This is a genomic window from Arthrobacter sp. TB 26 (assembly GCF_000427315.1).
Lineage (GTDB): Bacteria > Actinomycetota > Actinomycetes > Actinomycetales > Micrococcaceae > Arthrobacter.
In genome coordinates, this window is record NZ_AUPJ01000087.1 from 145 (window position 1) to 16,614 (window position 16,470).

The window sequence follows — 16,470 nt, forward strand, 5'->3', positions numbered from 1 at the left end:
CCACCAGCCAGTCGGCATGGCGGACGATGTCCATGTTGTGCTCCACCACAAACACCGAGTTGCCGGAGGACTTGAGCTGGTCCAGCACCGCGAGGAGGGGCTCGGCGTCGGCCGGGTGCAGGCCGGCGGAGGGCTCGTCCAGCACGTAGATGACGCCGAAGAGGCCGGAGCGCAGCTGGGTGGCGATCCGCAGGCGCTGCATCTCGCCGGGCGAGAGTGTGGGGGTGGAGCGGCCCAGGGCGAGGTAGCCCAGGCCGAGGTCCAGCAGTACGGTGACCCGCTGCAGCAGGTCCCGGGTGATGGCGACAGCCACCTCGTTGCCCTCGCCGGAGCTCTGCTTGCGCGAGGCGGTCCCGGCGGCCGTCAGCTCGGTGGTGGGGCGGATGATCTCGGCCAGTTCCGTCATGGGCACGCCGTTGAGGTCCGCGATGGTGTGGCCCGCGAACNGTCACCGCGAGGGCGGCCGGGGTCAGGCCGGCGCCGCCACAGACGGGGCACGGTCCGGTCTCCATAAAGCGCAGCACGCGGTCGCGCATCGTGGTGCTCTTGGAGTCGGCGAGGGTGTGCAGCACGTAGCTCTTCGCGCTCCAGAAACGGCCCTTGTAGGGCTTCGCGACCCGGTCGCGCTGGGGCGTCACCTCCACCACGGGCTGTTCCTCGGTGAAGAGGATCCAGTCGCGGTCCTTCTTGGGCAGCTTCCGCCAGGGGGTATCCACGTCGTAGCCCAGGTGGGTGAGGATGTCGCGCAGGTTCTTGCCCTGCCACGCGCCGGGCCACGCAGCGATCGCGCCGTCGCGGACGCTCAGCGACGTGTCCGGGACCAGCGAGGATTCGGTGACGGTGTGCGCGATGCCCAGCCCGTGGCATTCCGGGCAGGCGCCGGCGGCGGTGTTGGGGGAGAACGCGTCCGAGTCGAGCTGGCCGGCACCCTCGGGGTAGCTGCCGGCGCGGGAGAAGAGCATCCGCAGCGAATTGGACAACGTGGTGACGGTGCCCACCGTCGAGCGGGAGCTGGGCGTGCCGCGGCGCTGTTGAAGCGCGACGGCGGGCGGGAGACCCGTGATCATCTCCACCTTGGGGTTGTGGCCCTGCTGGATCAGCCGCCGGGCGTAGGGCGCCACGGACTCGAAGTACCGGCGCTGGGCCTCGGCGTAGATGGTGCCGAAGGCCAGGGAGGACTTGCCGGAACCGGACACTCCGGTGAACGCGACGATGGCGTCGCGGGGCACATCGACGTCCACGTTCCGCAGGTTGTTCTCGCGGGCGCCGCGCACGCGGACAAAGCCGTCCGCGGGACGGTCGGCGCTCAGCCCTGGAATGGTCGGGCCGGACAGATCGGAAGCCTGCTGATCACTGTGCATCCAATCGACTCTATCCGGGTCTGCCGCCGGCGGGCATATCCTTACCGAATGGAAACTAACGACGGCGCCGCCGCCACCGAGGGCGCTGCACCGGACAGCCCAACAACGTCCACCCCCGGGGTCCCCGCATTCGCCGAGGTTCCCGAGGAAGTGCACGGCCCGCTGCCGGTCGCGGAACTCCACCTGCACATCGAGGGAACCCTCGAGCCCGAACTGATCTTCGCCCTGGCCCAACGCAACGGAATCCAGCTGCCGTATGAGGACCTGGACGAGCTGCGCTCCCGCTACGAGTTCACCGACCTGCAGTCGTTCCTGGACCTTTATTACGCCAACATGGCCGTGCTGCAGACCGAGCAGGACTTCGCCGACATGACCCGGGCCTACCTGTCCAGGGCAGCGCTCGCCGGCGTCCGGCACGCCGAAATCATGCTGGATCCGCAGGCGCACCTGTCCCGCGGGGTGGCCCTGGAGACCTGCGTGAACGGCGTCGCATCGGTGCTGGCGAACTCCCGCGAGGAGTTCGGGATTTCCACCCTGCTCATCGCCGCGTTCCTGCGGGACCTGTCCGAGGACTCCGCGCTGGAGGTGCTGGACCAGCTGCTCGCCATGAACGCCCCGATCGCGGGCATCGGCCTCGACTCGGCCGAGGTCGGCAACCCGCCGGCCAAGTTCCAGCGGCTGTTCGCCCGGGCCAAGGACGCCGGGCTGCGCCGGATCGCGCACGCCGGCGAGGAGGGCCCGCCGTCGTACATCATCGATGCGCTGGACCTCCTGGACGTGGAGCGGATCGACCACGGCATCCGCTGCATGGAGGACCCCGAGCTCGTGGAACGGCTGGTGCACGAGCTCATGCCGCTGACCGTGTGCCCGCTGTCCAACGTCCGGCTCCGCGCCGTGGACACCCTGAAGGAGCACCCGCTGCCGGCCATGCTCGCCGCGGGCCTGAACGTGAGCGTGAATTCGGACGATCCGGCGTATTTCGGCGGGTACGTGGACGACAACTTCGCGCAGCTCAAGTCGGTGATTGGCCTGTCCGAGTTCGACTGCGTGCGGATGGCCGCTAACTCGATCCGGTCCTCCTTCGCGAGCGAGGAACGCAAGACGGAGCTGCTGGCAGAACTGGCCGCGTCCGGACACTAACCCTCCAGTTGCCCTATCACTCCTGGTTGCCAAAACCGGCGGATGGGAACCATAACTGACAGGGCAACGGGGGTCAGGCCGACGGCGCGGGGCCGGCGAAGAGTCCGATCAGTCCGTCGATTTCCCAGCTTGCCGTGGCCGGGTGGCGGAAGTGCTGGTGGGGTTCAAGGGCATATCGGGTTCGCCGCCCGGCACGGACGCGGTGCAGGTATCCTGCGTCTTCCAGGTCCTTGAGGATCTGCAGGGTTGAGCGTGGGGTGATGCCGACCCTCGCGGCGATATCGGTAATGCGCGCCTGCGGGTCTGCGGCCACCGACAGCAGGACGTGCCCGTGGTTCGTCAAGAAGGTCCACGGGGGGCGTGCGGGGGCCGGAGCCAACAGCGGCTCCGGGCCCTGATCAGGTCCTTGCGGGGAGTCCGTCATTTTTGTTCCTTACTGGCAATCTCCGCCGCAGCTTCCGACGACGCCTCCGTGTCCCTGCGTTTGCGCCACAGGGGTTCGAGACCTGCGATCTCCTCGGGGGTGGCGGTTCCGAACGGAGGGTTCACGGGAGCTGTGGGCGCCTTGCGGGCCTGGCCGCGGGTGGCCCAGAGGCTTGCGCCGATGGACACCCCAAGGATAGTGGCGATAACGGCCAGGGACGCCGGCGTGGGGATGTAGTAGATGTCGATTTTGAGGAGCATTTTGATGCCCACCCAGATCAGGACGAGCGCGAGTCCGATCTTGAGGTAGATGAAGCGGTGGATCAGGTCAGCGAGCAGGAAGTACATGGCGCGGAGCCCGAGGATGGCGAAGGCGTTGGCGGCGAAGACCAGGAACACCTCGTCGGTGACGGCAAAGATCGCCGGGATCGAGTCGACGGCGAAGATGATGTCGGTGACCTCGATGAGGACCAGGACAGCCAGCAGCGGCGTGGCCAGCACGGCGCTTTTCTTCCGGATCAGGAAGCGCTGGCCGTGGAAGTCGTCCGTCATGGGCACTCGCCGGCGGAAGAGTTGCAGCACCCGGGACTTTTCCGGATCCAGGTGTTCGTTGCGGTGGCGGATCATGTTGTAGCCGGTGAGAAGAAGGAACGCCGCGAAGATATAGAGCACCCACCCGGCGCTCGCAATGATGGCGGAGCCCGCCGCGATAAAGATGCCGCGGAAGACCAGGGCGCCCAGGACCCCGAAAAACAGCACCCGGTGCTGGTATTCGCGGGGGACGGCGAAATAGGTGAAGATGATCGCCCAGATGAACACGTTGTCCACCGCGAGGGATTTTTCGATCAGGTATCCGGCGAAGTATTGCTGGCCGAACTCAGAGCCGTAGATTTGCCAGACCAAGGCGCCGAAGCCGACGCCGAAGGCGACCCAGATACCGGACCACAGAGCGGCTTCGCGGACACCGATGACGTGCGCCCGGCGGTGCGCGAACAAGTCGACGGCCAGCATCAGGACGATAACAGCAAGAACGGCCAACCAGGCCCAAAACGGAACATTCATGAGGGGACACCCGCTTCCAGTCAGTACCACCAGCTGGAGGTCTTTCCCGGCCCCAAAGGGCCTGTCCGGCCGGGCCGCTCAGGGTCGGCCGTACTGACGACGGGACATTCAGGGGATACTCCCCTCCGTACAAATAGTGAAGCATACTTCACCTATTGCGACAAGGGCAGCGGCCACTTGCCCTATCACTCCTGGTTGCCAAAACCGGGGGATGGGGACCAAAAGTGATAGGGCAAATGGGGGGTGGGGGCGGGTCTGCTGAGCCGGGTCACCCTCGGCGGAGGATGCACCGGCCGGCCCCGCCCGGCAGAGTGCTCCTATGACGACGACTGGACAACGCCGGAGCGGCTGGCTGCGCCAGCTGATGCCTGGACTCGACGTCGCCGCGACCTACCAGAGGAGCTGGTTCGGCAAAGACATTGTGGCCGGAATTGTGCTGGCGACGCTGCTGGTTCCCCAGGGCATGGCCTACGCGGAGCTGGCGGGGCTGCCGCCGATCACCGGGCTGTACACCACCGTCCTCTGCCTGCTCGCCTACGCGGTGTTCGGCCCGTCCCGCATCCTGGTGCTGGGGCCGGACTCGTCCCTCGGACCGATGATCGCGGCGACGGTCCTGCCGCTCGTCGCGTCCGACGGCGACCCGCAGAAGGCGGTTGTGCTCGCGTCGATGCTTGCGCTGATGGTCGGCGTCATCATGATCCTCGCGTCCGTGGCCAAGCTTGGCTTCATCGCGGACCTCATCTCCAAGCCCACCATGATCGGCTACATGAACGGCCTCGCGGTCACCATCCTGGTCGGCCAGCTCCCGAAACTCTGCGGGTTCTCGGTGAGCGGCGAGGGCTTCATCGGGGACCTCGTCGGCTTCATCCAAGGCCTCGGCAGAGGCGAGACGGTGGCGGCCGCGGCCGCCGTCGGGATCTCCGGAATCGTGCTGATCCTTGCGCTGCAGCGGTGGCTGCCCAAGGTCCCCTCGGTTCTGGTCATGGTGGTGCTCGCCATCGGGGCGGCGTCGGTCTTTGGTCTCGCCGATCGGGGCGTATCACTGGTCGGTGAACTGCCGCAGGGGTTCCCGCCGTTCGCGATCCCCTTCCTGGAGTTCTCGGACATCGCCCTGATGTTTGCCGGCGCGCTGGGGATTGCGCTGGTGTCGTTGACGGACACGATCTCGACGGCGTCGTCGTTCGCCGCGCGCTCCGGCGAGGAGATCCGGGGCAACCAGGAAATGATCGGCATTGGTGCGGCAAACCTGGCGGCGGGCCTCTTCCAGGGCTTCCCGGTGAGTACCAGCGGTTCCCGGACGGCGGTGGCGGAACGTTCCGGCTCGAAAACCCAGCTCACGGGCGTGACGGGTGCCGTGCTGATCATGCTCATGCTGGTGCTGCTGCCGGGGCTGTTCCGAAACCTGCCCCAGCCGGCCCTGGCGGCCATTGTGATCACCGCTTCAATCTCCCTCGCCGACATCCCGGGCACCCGCCGGCTCTGGCAGCAGCGCAAAACCGAGTTCTCCCTCTCAATCGCGGCCTTCCTCGGGGTGACGCTGCTGGGAGTCCTGCCAGGCATTGGCATTGCGGTGGGGCTGTCCATCCTGAACATCTTCCGCCGGGCATGGTGGCCCTACGAGACGGTCATCGGGCGGGTGCCGGGGCTGGAGGGGTTCCATGACGTGCATTTCCATCCGGACGCGAAGCACCTGCCCGGGCTGGTGATCTACCGCTTCGACGCGCCGTTGTTCTTCGCCAATGTCAGGCCGTTCCGCGAAAATATCCGGCGGCTGGCCCGCGCCGAACCCAAGCCGCGGTGGATCGTCATCGCGGCAGAACCCATCACCGACGTCGACACCACGGCCTCGGACGTGCTGCTTGAGCTGGACGCCGAGCTGAACGCGCAGGGCACCTCGCTGGTCTTCGCGGAGCTCAAGCACGGGGTCCGGGAGAAGATCGAACGCTACGAACTGACCCGCGAGATCGACCCGCGCCATTTCTACCGCACCATTGACTCCGCCGTGGCCGCCTACATGGCCGAGACCGGGTCGCAATGGAGCCCCGGCGACTGACCGGTGCGCCGCTGCACGCGGGCGCTACTCCGGCGTGCCGGCCCGGGCGAGGACTCGGCGCAGCAGGGTGGCCGTAAGCCAGGTAACGGCGCTGCACACTGCGGCTCCCCACGCGATGTCGGTCAGGGCCACCAGGAGGGGGAAGTCCTTGAGGACGGCGAGCGCGGTCAGGGCCCAGGTTGCATAGGTGAAGAAGCCGAACAGGGCGGCGCCCGTCACGCGTTGCCGGAGGGTGGCTGCGGGGTCGTTGGGCCGGATGCCGTAGTGCACGATCCCGACGACGTAGATGAGATAGAAGAGAACGGCGCCGGCGAGGTTGACGCTGGGCGCGAGCAGGTCGCCGATCTGGCTTTCGTACTGCTTGTTCGCCACGGTGCCGATCCAGACGACGTCGATGGCGGCGAAGATCACGGCAGCGGTCGCGTAGGAAAGCAGCCATCTTTTGGCCCGGACGTTCATGCTTGGCTCCTTGTGTCGGCGTACAGCTTGTCGACGATGTGGTGGGCGCGTTCGGTGAAGGCGGCGCGCTTGAGTTTCATGGTGGGGGTCACGATTCCGTTGGCCTCGCTGAGGTCGGCGAGCAGCAGCACGAACCGGCGCACCTGCTCGGACCGTGCGATCTTCGCGTTGGCGGCGCTGACCGCCTTGCCGATCGCGGTGAGGAGCCGGACGTCGTGGATCTGGACGGCGCCGCCGTCGTCCGGGATCTGCAAGCCGGGCAGGTCGGCGATGCCCTCCCGCTCCGCCCAGGCCGCGACGGACTCAGGATCCAGCAGTACAAGCCCACCCAGGTAGGGTTTGCCCTCTCCCACCATCACGGCGTGGGCCACCAGGGGGTCGCCCTCGACATAGCCTTCCCAGATGGAGGGGGAGATGGTCTTGCCGCCTGCGGTGACAATGACGTCCTTGATCCGGCCCCTGAGGGTCAGGCGTCCCAGCGCGTCGAGTTCGCCGAGGTCTCCGGTGCGGAAAAAACCGTCCGCGAAGGCGTCCACGTTGTCGGCCCGCCTGCGGTAGCCGGCGAAGACCCCGACGCCGCGGGCCAGCACCTCTCCCCGGTCCGAGATGCGCACGGTTGTTCCCGGCATCGGGACCCCCACAGACCCGGCCCGAATCGACCCGGGCATGTTCCCGGTCAGCGGGGCGGTGGTCTCCGTCAGGCCGTAGCCCTCCACCACCGGCAGGCCCAGGCCACGGAAGAAGAGGGACAGCTCGGCGTCGAGTGCGGCGGCGCCGGACAGCAGGTAGTCGAGGCGCCCGCCCATCAGCGTCCGGAGCCGGGCGTAGAACAGGCGATCGAACAGGGCATGCTTCACCCGCAGGCCCAGCGCGGCCCTGGCCGCCGGGTCGTTGTCGTGGGCTTCGGCGAACCGGCCCCAGGCGACGGCGGTGGCCTGCGCTGACGCCCACACCCGTCCGAGGTGCTTCTTCGCCGCAGCGGCCGCGGCAGACGCCTGGATCTTCTGCAGCACCCGGGGGACCACCACCAGGAAGGTGGGCTTCAGGACGCCGAGAGCGGGTACCACGTCCCCGGGGTCTGACAGGTGCGCAATGCGCATGCCGTTGGCCAGACAGGTCAGCTGCAGTCCGCGGGCCAGCACATGGGCCATCGGCAGGAAGATGATGGTGTTGCCGCCCTCGCGGACCACGCCGGTGTAGGCGGCGGCCACGTTCAGGACCTGGCCCACGAAGTTGCCGTGGGTGATGAGCGCACCCTTGGGCGCGGCAGTGGTGCCGGAGGTGTAGACGATGGTTGCCACCGAGTCGAGATCGGCCAGCAGCCGGCGTTCCTCAACAGTGCCGTCGGAAATTTCGGCGCCGCGGGCCACGAGGTCGGCCACGTCAGCGCCCGGCCTCTCGTCCATCGTCCAGACCCTTAGGCCCGGCATCCCCGCCTGCGCGAACCCCTGCTCCAAGAGGAGGGCATGCTCAGCGGTGCCAGCTATGGCGAGACGCACGTCGGCATCGGCGAGGATCGCGGTCACCTGGGGTGCGGCCGACGTCTCGTAGATCGGGACGACGACGGCGCCGGCGAACCACGCTGCCATGTCGGCCAGCGCCCACTCGTAACGGGTGGGGGACATGATGGCGAGGGATTCGCCGGGACGAAGGCCGGCGGCGATGAGGCCCTTGGCCAGTGCACGGACCTCGTCGACGAATTGTCGTGTGGTCACCTGCCGCCACGGTTCCGTGATCGCGGCGTTCGCGGCACGTACTTCGAAGGCAATGTGGTCGGGGGAGGTGCGGAACCGCTGCAGAAGCAGTTCGGTCGCGTTGCGATGCCCGGACGCCTCAACCAGCAGCGGGGTGGTGAACTCTCTCATGGGGCGTCCTTCATGGAAAGTGTGTGGAGGTGGTCGCGCATCAGGTGCTGGGCGACGTCGAGGAAGTCCGCGACGACGCTCTGCTGTGAGGCGGGCAGTGCCTGGATGTGCTCGTTGGTGGCGTTCACCAGGGGTTGCATCAGGGTGGTGATTTTACGGGCGGCCGCCGGAGTGGCGCTCACGTGGACCTGGCGCCGGTCGCCGGTGCCTCGGTGGCGTGCCACGTAACCGCGGGACACGAGCCGGCTGACGATCGCAGTGGTGGTTGCCGGGGTTGCGCCGAGCTCCGCGGCGAGTTTGCCCACCGTGACGGGGCCAAGCTGTGCCAGCACGGAGAGGGCACGGAAATCCGTGAGGTTCAGTTCCAGGTTGCGGGCCAGTTCCCGTTCTGTCTCGTTGGCGAGGGTGAACATGCCCTGCAGCGTGAATGCGGCCGGGTGGAAAGAGGCTGTGCTCATGGCCCACCTACTTGCGTTTGCATGTATCAAGGATACTGAATAATGTTTGATCATCAAACAGGATTGAATAATAGGCAGCCTAGCGGAAAGGGCTCCTGGCGTTTGCCGTCATCCAGTCCGGCCTAGGAAGGGAACCCTGATGAAGGACACAGACCGCAGGTCGCTCATTGCCATCCCCGTGGTCGTATTAATCGGGGTGCTCATCGCCGTGGCCGGCAGCCAGGGCGGGGCCACCCTGGGCGGGATCCCTGTCTTCGCGATGGCGGTCGGGGCAGCGTTCCTCATTCAGTGGCTGGTGTTCATCCCCTCCTTCAGGGCCCAGACCGAGAAGTTCTACGACCTGACCGGCACCGTCACCTACACCGCCATCACGCTGCTGCTCATCCTGCTCACCCCCGGAGTCGACGCGCGGGCCCTGCTGCTGGCCGCCATGGTCCTCGCATGGACCCTGAGGCTGGGGACGTTCCTGTTCCGTCGCATCAGCAAGGCCGGCAAGGACGACCGCTTCGACGAGATCAAGCCCTCCTTCGTGCGGTTCCTCAACGTATGGACCATCCAGGGACTCTGGGTTGTCTTCACCGCCGCCGCCGCATGGGTGGCCATCACCTCGGCGACCAGGGTCGCGCTCGACTGGTTCGCCCTGATCGGCTTCCTCGTGTGGGCCGTCGGCTTCGGATTCGAGATCGTGGCCGACCAGCAGAAGAGCCGCTTCAACGCCGACCCGGCCAACAAGGGCAGGTTCATCTCCACCGGGCTGTGGGCGAAGTCCCGCCACCCGAACTACTTTGGCGAGATCCTGCTTTGGATCGGCGTCGCGATCATCGCCCTGCCCGCGCTGGAGGGGTGGCAGTGGGTTGCGCTGATCTCCCCGGTGTTTGTCACCCTGCTGCTCACGAAAGTCAGTGGCGTGCCGCTTCTTGAGAAGAAGTCCGACGCAAAGTGGGGCGGCCAGGCTGATTACGAGGCGTACAAGAAGAACACTCCCGTCCTCATCCCCAAGTTCTAGCAGTCCCAGCCCGCGCCGCCGCAGGGCCGAGGATTCCGGCCGGAAAACCTACTCGTGAGTACGCAGCCCTAGTCCACTCGCGCCCGGCGCCATGGGGTGTAATAGTGGGTCACGACACACAGAGTTAACCGATACCGACTCGCGGAAACTCGACGATCCTTGGCAAAATGCAGGTGGATCAATTGCTTCTAGAGGAGACCCATGGGCGCGAACACAGCCGAAAACACCACCCTTCGATTGAAGGCCGTACTGGACGTCCTTGCCGAGGGCGTGTGGACGGATGAGAAACTGAACGCCGGAGCAGTGCTGGGCGAGGCAATCGCACGCGTTCCGCTCAACGAGTTTGAGCGTGAGCTGCTCAGCGGCGGGATTCCCCGCGGCCACAAGACGCTGACTACCGCCACCGCGAAGCTGGTCAAGGCCGGCTGGCTGGTCAAGGGCCGTTCCGGCTGGACCATCACCGAGGACGGCCAGCGCGCCACCGTCGCGTTCGCTGACCCCGCCGCGTTCGCCGCAGCGCTCGACGCCGGAACTCCCGTTCCCGCCGACACCCCTCTGCCGTCGGAGCCGGCCCGCAAACCCGCCGCGAAGGCTGCCCCGAAGACCGCTCCGAAGGCCGCCAAGGTTGCCGAAAAGGTCGCGGGCAAGGCTGCCAAGCTGGTCGAAGAGGCCGTTGCCCCTGTCGCCAAGGCGGTCCGCAAGCGCAAAGCCCCGGCCGCTGAGACTTCTGCCGCCGCCACGGCCGGCGAATCCCCGGCTGGCGCCCCCGCCACCAGTGTCGAGACCATCGAGCAGCCGGACGCCGTTGCCGTTGCCGGCGACTTCAACATCCTGCTGGGCGCCCCCGCCAACTGGGCCCCGCAGTACGACGAATCCCAGATGGAACTGGACCTCGTCGATCAGCTCTGGAAGCTTGCGGCGGATCTCCCGGCCGGTTCCTACAGCTTCAAGATCGCGCTCAACCGCGCCTGGGACGAGAACTTCGGGGCCTTTGGTGCCTTCGACGGCGCCAACCACGAGGTGCACCACTCCGGCGGGCAGCTGGTCATCCACTACGACCACCGGACCCACGACATCGTCCTGCCGTAGCTGGCGACGCGCATTCTTCCTGCCGCCGCGCAAAAGACCCCTCGACGCCCGAATCCTGGTAGCGAGGGGTCTTTTGCGCATCGCGGGTGGTTTTGCGCGTCCTGAACTGGTCCTGCCCGGCAAGCCCAGACCGGCCTAGCATTGGATCATGGAAGCCGTCGAGGTTGCCGGGCTGCGGATCGCGTACCAGCGGGTAGGCCAGGGACCGCCGCTGGTCCTGTTCCACGGGGCCGGGGATGACAGCCGGAGCTGGCGTCAACAGCTGGAGGGCCTCTCGGACGACTTCACAGTGTTCGCCTGGGACGCTCCGGGGTGCGGCCAGTCCGATGACCCCGCCCCGGATTTGTCCGCCGGGGAACTTGGGGCCATCACAGCCGGATTCTTGCGCGCGGCCGTTCCTGCGAAGCCGCACCTTCTGGGCCTTTCGTGGGGTTCCCTGGTTGTCCTGGAGCTGTACCGAGGGTACCCGGAGATACCGGCGTCCCTGATCTTGGCGTCAGCCTATGCCGGCTGGGCGGGGTCCCTGCCGCCCGAGGAGGCGGAGCGGCGCTACGCCCGGGTGCTGGCCGAGATCGATCAGCCTCCGGAGACGATCATCAACGCGTGGCTGCCGACACTTTTCACCAACAAGGCCGACCCCGCCGTGGTGGCCGAGGCCACGAGGATCATGGCAGACGTGCGCCCGGCAGGAATGCGGGCCCTGCTCTCCGCCAGCGGCCGGGCTGACTACCGGCCCGTACTGCCCACCATCGCCATTCCGACACTCCTGCTGTACGGCGCGGACGATCAACGCTCCCCGCTGAACGTCGCCCACGAGCTCCACCGCCAGATTCCGGGTTCAAAACTTGAGGTGATTCCCGACGTCGGACACCTGGCTCCGATGGAGGCGCCCGACGCCTTCAACACGGAAGTGAGGACCTTCCTGCACGGCATCGCAGCGGCCTGAGCCGGGCGTCGGCCGAGCGCCCTAGAACTGCGCCCCTGGAACCGGGCGACCCTAGAACCGTGTGGGGTCCGGGCGCGGCGGGACCGGGCCGGGGTCGGGAATCGGCAGCGGCCCCGGTGCGGGGAACGGGCCGGGTGTTGGTGCAGGGCCAGGTTCCGGAATCGGCGCCGGCGGCGGGACCGGACCCGGCTCCGGCGGGAACGGGTCGCCGGGCTGGGGCTCGGGGGTGGTGGGGCCGGGCTCTGGCGGAAACGGCTCAGGTTCGTGCGGCGGTGGAATTGTCATGCCAGGCTCCCTCACTCGTTGTGGATGGTGCGCCGAAGCTCCGGCGGGCAGCATCGACGCTGACTCACCAACGTCTGATTATTGAACAGTTCCCGCAGGCAGGGAAGACCCCGACGGCGCTATGTGGACGGCCCCCGCCCGGAGACCACTAGTTCTGCGCCGCGATGCTCTTGTCCCGGTCCTCGAACACTTCCTCGCCGGGGCCCGTGAACGCCTTGGAGCGCTCGATCGCCTCGATCGACCCGGTGAACAGCTGGGAGTCGTGCGGATCGGCCGGGTGCCGGCCGTGCTCGTCCGCGGCGGAGACCTTGCCCGGCTGCTTCGCGCCAGCGCTGGAGGAGGCGGAGGCAGCAGAGGAACCGGCGGTGCCGGGCGTGCCGGACCCCAGGGAAACGGCGCCGAGCGATTCGAGCCGGACATGGGGGAGCGCCGTCGGGTGCTCCTGCTGCAGGAACAGCACCAGTTCCTCGCGGATGAGGCAGCGCAGGTCAAAGAGCGTGGCGCTGTCGGCGGCGCTGACCAGGATGCGGACCCGGACGAAGCCGGCGGTCGCGTCGGTGATCTGCAGGATGCCCACACGCTTGTCCCAGAGCTCGGTGGTTGCCAGGACCCTCTTGAGCTCGGCGCGCATGTCCTCGACCGGGGCACGCCAGTCGAGGTCGAACTCCACGGTGCCCATGACCTCGGACTGCCGCCGGGTCCAGTTCTCGAACGGGGTGGTGGTGAAGTAGGTCGAGGGCAGGATCATCCGCCGGTCGTCCCAGATGTGGACCACCACGTAGGTCAGGGTGATCTCCTCGATCCGTCCCCATTCCTTCTGCACCACCACGACGTCGTCCACCCGGATCGCGTCGGTGAAGGCGAGTTGGATGCCGGCGAAGACATTGACCAGCGAGGTCTGCGCGGCAAGGCCGGCGACGATCGAAATCACGCCGGCGGAGGCCAGCAGCCCGGCGCCAAGGGCCTGGATCGCGGGGAATGTCAGCATGGCGATGCCCAGGGCCACGATGACGATCAGGGCGACGCCGATCCGCCGGGCGAGGATGACCTGGGTGCGGAGCCTGCGGGCGCGGCGGTTGTCCGCCACGTCCACCCGGTAGCGCGTGAGCACCATGGTCTCGACGATGAGGATGACGGCGATGGCCAGCCACGCCAGGGAACCGATGAGCGCGATCTGCAGGGCGTGGTCCACGTTGCGGCGCCATTCGGCGTCGTCCGTGGTCAGGCCCAGGGCGATCCGGACGGCAATCAGGCAGAGCGCAAAGCGCAACGGCAGGCGCGCCACCCGGGAGGTCTCGCGGAGGGCGGGCTTGTTGCGGTTGAGCCGGAGCACAACCCGGCGCACCAGCCAGGAGGCGAGGAGCCCGCCGGCGACGGCGAGAGCCACTGCGAGGACGGGGACCAGAAAGGGCATGGCGGGATCAAGGACGTCTTGCATTACTTAAGCTCTAGCAAGCTTCCGCGGCCAATAGAAATCTGCAGGTGCCATCGTGGGAAGCATCACGGCCGGCGCTCCGGGGCCCCGGTCCCTGAAGGACGGGGCGCCAAGGGTCCTACGGCCCTAGTTTCCGCGCGGAAACCCCCGAGAATTGTCCAACCACTTTATTTTCCCAGGGGGAGGGTGCCATGCGCCGGGTCGCGTCAATCGCCACAGCAATTTCCGCTTTCTGCGTTGCTTCAGTTCTCGCAGGATGCGGGTCACCGGCGGCAGCCCCGGCCACCAGTTCCCCGCCGCCAGCGACGGCGACGGCCAGCCCCTCGCCGAGCACTGCCACCTCGCCCGCCGTCACGGTGCCGGCCGGCTGGAAGACGTTCACGACGTCGGACGGCACGCTCTCGTTCGACTACCCGGAGTCGTGGACCATCAAGGACCCGGCCGATGAACCTTCTGAGGGCGGTATCGCAGTCGACCTGGTCAGTGACTACGGGAAGACCATGGCCAGTTTGCGGACCAACATGGTCGAGGCCGCTGAGTGCCCGGAAAAGTTCCCCTTTATGCTGTACGACTCCGAGCCCGTCCCGGCGCTGGCCCAGGGCGGAGTCACGCCGCGGTTCGTCTACGAGGGCCGGACCGACCCGGCATCGAGTGACCCGGCGGAGTCCCTCACCCTGGCCTACGGCATCACCTCCGCGCCGGAGCCCACCGGGGATACCGCCTGCCCGATTTCCCACTTCTTCACCTGGCCGCCCAGCGGCGCCATATTCGGCGGCGCCTATAACCCGTTTGACACCACCCCGGGAGGTCCGATGCACGTGGACACCCCGGAGGTGTACAAGGACACCACCGAATACAAGTACGTCAAGCAGGCGATCACGTCCCTACGGCCCGCCGGAAAGCAATGACGTGAGGAGGCCGGCGGGTTCACACGGCGCCACCCGGTGCGCTGCGGTTGGCAGCGCCCTCAGTTCGGTCCTGCTGCTGACGTCCTGCGGTTTGTCGCTTCCCCCGCCGGCCGGCGCTTCCGCTTCGGAGAGCCAGGCCCAGGGCAGCACGACGGCGGCTGCGTCCCCGTCCGCCACCACGCCGCCCGGTTCGCCGGCGTCGGAAGGGCCGTCGGCGGGCTGGAAGACGTTCACCACTACCAACGGGGGACTGTCGTTCGACTACCCCGCGGGTTGGACGGTCAACGACCCCGGCGGCGCGCTCGCCGGGGACTTCGTGGACGTGCTGAACGCCGCGGGGAAGCCGATGGCGGGTCTGCGGACCAACATTGTCACTGGGGCGGAATGCCTCGATAAGACCCCGTACGAGGTCTACGATTCCGCGCCGATGGTCGCGCTCGCCGAGGGCGGGGGCGGCGACGGCGGGGTGCCCCGCTACGTGTTCGAGTCCCGGGGCGAGGACACGGACGCGGTGGCCACGCAGTCCACCATCGCTGCCTACGGCATCACCATGGTCCCCGAGGAGCCCGGCGACACGGCGTGCCCGATGTTCCACCTGTTCCTGTGGCCGCCCAGCGGCGCCTTCTTCGGCGGCACCTACAACCCGGAGTCCAACCAGACGCCCGGGGATCCCTCGCTGCCCTATCTGGAGAAGGCCAAGCTGTACGCGTCCACGCCGGAGTACCGGGACGTCCGGACGATGATCACGTCCCTGCGGCCGGCCGGCAGCGCGGCGGGGTAGCGGGCGGTCTGGTAACCCGAAACCGGCCTGCCCCGCGCAGCGCCCGCGGGGTTACGCTTGCCATACCAGCCCGATCGTCCTGGCACCGCTTCCGGCACTGAAAGGCCCGCCAAGAGGATCAAGCCTCGTCGCACGGACGCTTCCCCACCCCGGCCCGTTGCCGCCACCGATGCCGATTCCGTTCCCGGCAGGCGCCGGCCAAAGCGCCGGAAAGGACTGCGCATCCTCGCCGTGTTGGTCCTGGCCGCCGTTGGCCTGGGTCTGGCCTCGACGGGCGCCAACCTGCTGCTGGAGCGGCAGGAACGCTCCAGCATCACGCCCTATGGCGAACGGATCCAGATCTCCGGAGGAGCGGTCAATGTCTACCGGAACGGCCAGCCCGGCCAGCCGATCGTCCTCCTCAGCGGCCTGGGAACGGCAGCGCCGGCGCTGGACTTCGCACCGTTGATCCGGGAGCTGGGCGACTACAACGTCACGGTCGTTGAGGGATTCGGCTACGGCTACAGCGACATGAGCGCCAGCGAGCGGAGCAACAAGAACATCAACACTGAACTCCACGAAGTGCTGGGCAAGCTCAACATCACCCAGCCCTATACCCTGGCCGGTCACTCCATCGCCGGCTTCTACATGCTGGACTACGCCAACCGCTACCCTGCTGAGGTGGCGGCCGTGATCGGAATCGACGTCACAGTGCCGAAAGCCACGGGTGGGACTGTGGAGGTGCAGTCAGGAGGCCTCGACGTGGCGCGGCTGCTCTCCATGGCAGGAGTGGTCCGGGCTGCCCTCGCGGTGGCCCCCGGACTCGGGGAACCGGACGGCGACGCCTACACGCCGGAGGAACGTGAACGCATGCGCCTGATGACGAGCTGGAATTTTGGCAACCAGGCTGTCGCCGACGAAACGGCCCGGATCGGGAACAATGCCTCGGACCTGCGCGGAATCAGCTATCCCGAGGGGCTGCCCGTGCTCTCTTTCGTCGCCGACGACGGATCCCCGGAGGCAGCCGCCAAGGCTGACGCACTCGAGAACCTCCTGAAAAACGTCAGACGGCACGAAATCGTCCCGTTGGCCGGAGGCCATTACCTGCACTGGACCCAGTCCGGGCCCATGGCCGCGGCGATCAGGAACTTCCTGGCAGCCCGGTAGCCTTTCAGCCCGGTAGCCCAACCGCCTCAGCGGGCCGCCGTCGTCGGGGGCTG

15 protein-coding genes and 1 pseudogene (2 of these 16 cut by a window edge) are annotated in these 16,470 nt (G+C 67.5%); 8 read left to right on the forward strand and 8 right to left on the reverse strand.

All coding sequences use genetic code 11. From position 1 onward, the window contains the following. Nucleotides 1–1,361 (reverse strand): annotated as a pseudogene (locus tag K789_RS22050) (ABC transporter); its annotated part reaches 144 nt to the left of the window's first position; the annotation flags it as partial. A gap of 48 nt (nucleotides 1,362–1,409) precedes the next feature. On the opposite strand from K789_RS22050, the gene K789_RS0101965 reads away from it, so the two are divergent. After that, the gene (locus K789_RS0101965; RefSeq protein WP_416352781.1) at nucleotides 1,410–2,501 is read left to right on the forward strand and encodes an adenosine deaminase; all 1,092 of its coding nucleotides are present in this window, start codon (nucleotides 1,410–1,412) and stop codon (nucleotides 2,499–2,501) included. Between the two features lie 73 nt (nucleotides 2,502–2,574). On the opposite strand, the gene K789_RS0101970 is transcribed toward K789_RS0101965, so the two are convergent. Beyond that, nucleotides 2,575–2,925, reverse strand: a complete 351-nt coding sequence (locus tag K789_RS0101970) for a helix-turn-helix transcriptional regulator (protein ID WP_024365275.1) — start codon at nucleotides 2,923–2,925, stop codon at nucleotides 2,575–2,577. Continuing rightward, a complete protein-coding gene (locus K789_RS0101975; protein WP_024365276.1) occupies nucleotides 2,922–3,986 on the reverse strand; it encodes a TerC family protein in 1,065 nt (354 codons plus the stop codon). The genes K789_RS0101970 and K789_RS0101975 overlap by 4 nt, the downstream gene beginning before the upstream one ends. Before the next feature lie 319 nt (nucleotides 3,987–4,305). Here K789_RS0101975 and K789_RS0101980 point away from each other — a divergent pair, with 319 nt between their 5' ends. Beyond that, nucleotides 4,306–6,039 carry a SulP family inorganic anion transporter gene (locus tag K789_RS0101980; RefSeq protein ID WP_024365277.1) on the forward strand — a complete coding sequence of 578 codons (1,734 nt, stop codon included), beginning with the start codon at nucleotides 4,306–4,308 and terminating at the stop codon, nucleotides 6,037–6,039. A 24-nt stretch (nucleotides 6,040–6,063) separates the two neighbouring features. Here K789_RS0101980 and K789_RS0101985 read toward each other — a convergent pair whose 3' ends face one another. From K789_RS0101985 to K789_RS0101995, 3 genes are read right to left on the reverse strand one after another with little or no spacing between them, the layout of a single operon-like run. Next, on the reverse strand, nucleotides 6,064–6,498 hold the full coding sequence (locus K789_RS0101985) for a DUF2177 family protein (RefSeq protein WP_024365278.1): 435 nt from the start codon (nucleotides 6,496–6,498) through the stop codon (nucleotides 6,064–6,066). Further along, nucleotides 6,495–8,363: an AMP-dependent synthetase/ligase gene (locus K789_RS0101990; protein WP_024365279.1), complete on the reverse strand. Its 1,869-nt coding sequence runs from the start codon at nucleotides 8,361–8,363 to the stop codon at nucleotides 6,495–6,497. Before K789_RS0101990 ends, K789_RS0101985 begins: the two co-directional genes overlap by 4 nt. Then, the gene (locus K789_RS0101995) at nucleotides 8,360–8,821 is read right to left on the reverse strand and encodes a MarR family winged helix-turn-helix transcriptional regulator (protein ID WP_024365280.1); all 462 of its coding nucleotides are present in this window, start codon (nucleotides 8,819–8,821) and stop codon (nucleotides 8,360–8,362) included. The genes K789_RS0101990 and K789_RS0101995 overlap by 4 nt, the downstream gene beginning before the upstream one ends. 139 nt (nucleotides 8,822–8,960) lie before the next feature. Between K789_RS0101995 and K789_RS0102000 the strand changes: the two genes are divergently transcribed. The 3 genes from K789_RS0102000 (at nucleotide 8,961) to K789_RS0102010 (ending at nucleotide 11,862) form a co-directional block, all read left to right on the forward strand. Continuing rightward, nucleotides 8,961–9,827, forward strand: coding sequence for a DUF1295 domain-containing protein (locus K789_RS0102000; RefSeq protein ID WP_024365281.1), 867 nt, complete (start codon nucleotides 8,961–8,963; stop codon nucleotides 9,825–9,827). Between the two features lie 201 nt (nucleotides 9,828–10,028). After that, the gene (locus tag K789_RS0102005; RefSeq protein WP_024365282.1) at nucleotides 10,029–10,916 is read left to right on the forward strand and encodes a glycosidase; all 888 of its coding nucleotides are present in this window, start codon (nucleotides 10,029–10,031) and stop codon (nucleotides 10,914–10,916) included. A gap of 148 nt (nucleotides 10,917–11,064) precedes the next feature. After that, a complete protein-coding gene (locus tag K789_RS0102010; RefSeq protein WP_024365283.1) occupies nucleotides 11,065–11,862 on the forward strand; it encodes an alpha/beta fold hydrolase in 798 nt (265 codons plus the stop codon). Between the two features lie 433 nt (nucleotides 11,863–12,295). Here K789_RS0102010 and K789_RS0102015 read toward each other — a convergent pair whose 3' ends face one another. Then, a complete protein-coding gene (locus K789_RS0102015) occupies nucleotides 12,296–13,585 on the reverse strand; it encodes a mechanosensitive ion channel family protein (RefSeq protein ID WP_024365284.1) in 1,290 nt (429 codons plus the stop codon). A gap of 188 nt (nucleotides 13,586–13,773) precedes the next feature. On the opposite strand from K789_RS0102015, the gene K789_RS0102020 reads away from it, so the two are divergent. From K789_RS0102020 to K789_RS0102030, 3 genes are all read left to right on the forward strand, one after another. Further along, a complete protein-coding gene (locus K789_RS0102020) occupies nucleotides 13,774–14,490 on the forward strand; it encodes a hypothetical protein (protein WP_024365285.1) in 717 nt (238 codons plus the stop codon). A 1-nt stretch (nucleotide 14,491) separates the two neighbouring features. Next, nucleotides 14,492–15,271, forward strand: a complete 780-nt coding sequence (locus K789_RS0102025; protein WP_024365286.1) for a hypothetical protein — start codon at nucleotides 14,492–14,494, stop codon at nucleotides 15,269–15,271. Between the two features lie 231 nt (nucleotides 15,272–15,502). Further along, a complete protein-coding gene (locus K789_RS0102030) occupies nucleotides 15,503–16,417 on the forward strand; it encodes an alpha/beta fold hydrolase (RefSeq protein ID WP_237739480.1) in 915 nt (304 codons plus the stop codon). Between the two features lie 4 nt (nucleotides 16,418–16,421). On the opposite strand, the gene K789_RS0102035 is transcribed toward K789_RS0102030, so the two are convergent. Next, on the reverse strand, nucleotides 16,422–16,470 hold the final stretch of the coding sequence (locus tag K789_RS0102035; RefSeq protein ID WP_024365288.1) for an ABC transporter permease. The gene runs 1,250 nt beyond the window's last position; the window shows 49 of its 1,299 coding nt (coding positions 1,251–1,299); its start codon lies beyond the right edge, outside the window — the gene reads right to left on this strand; the stop codon is at nucleotides 16,422–16,424.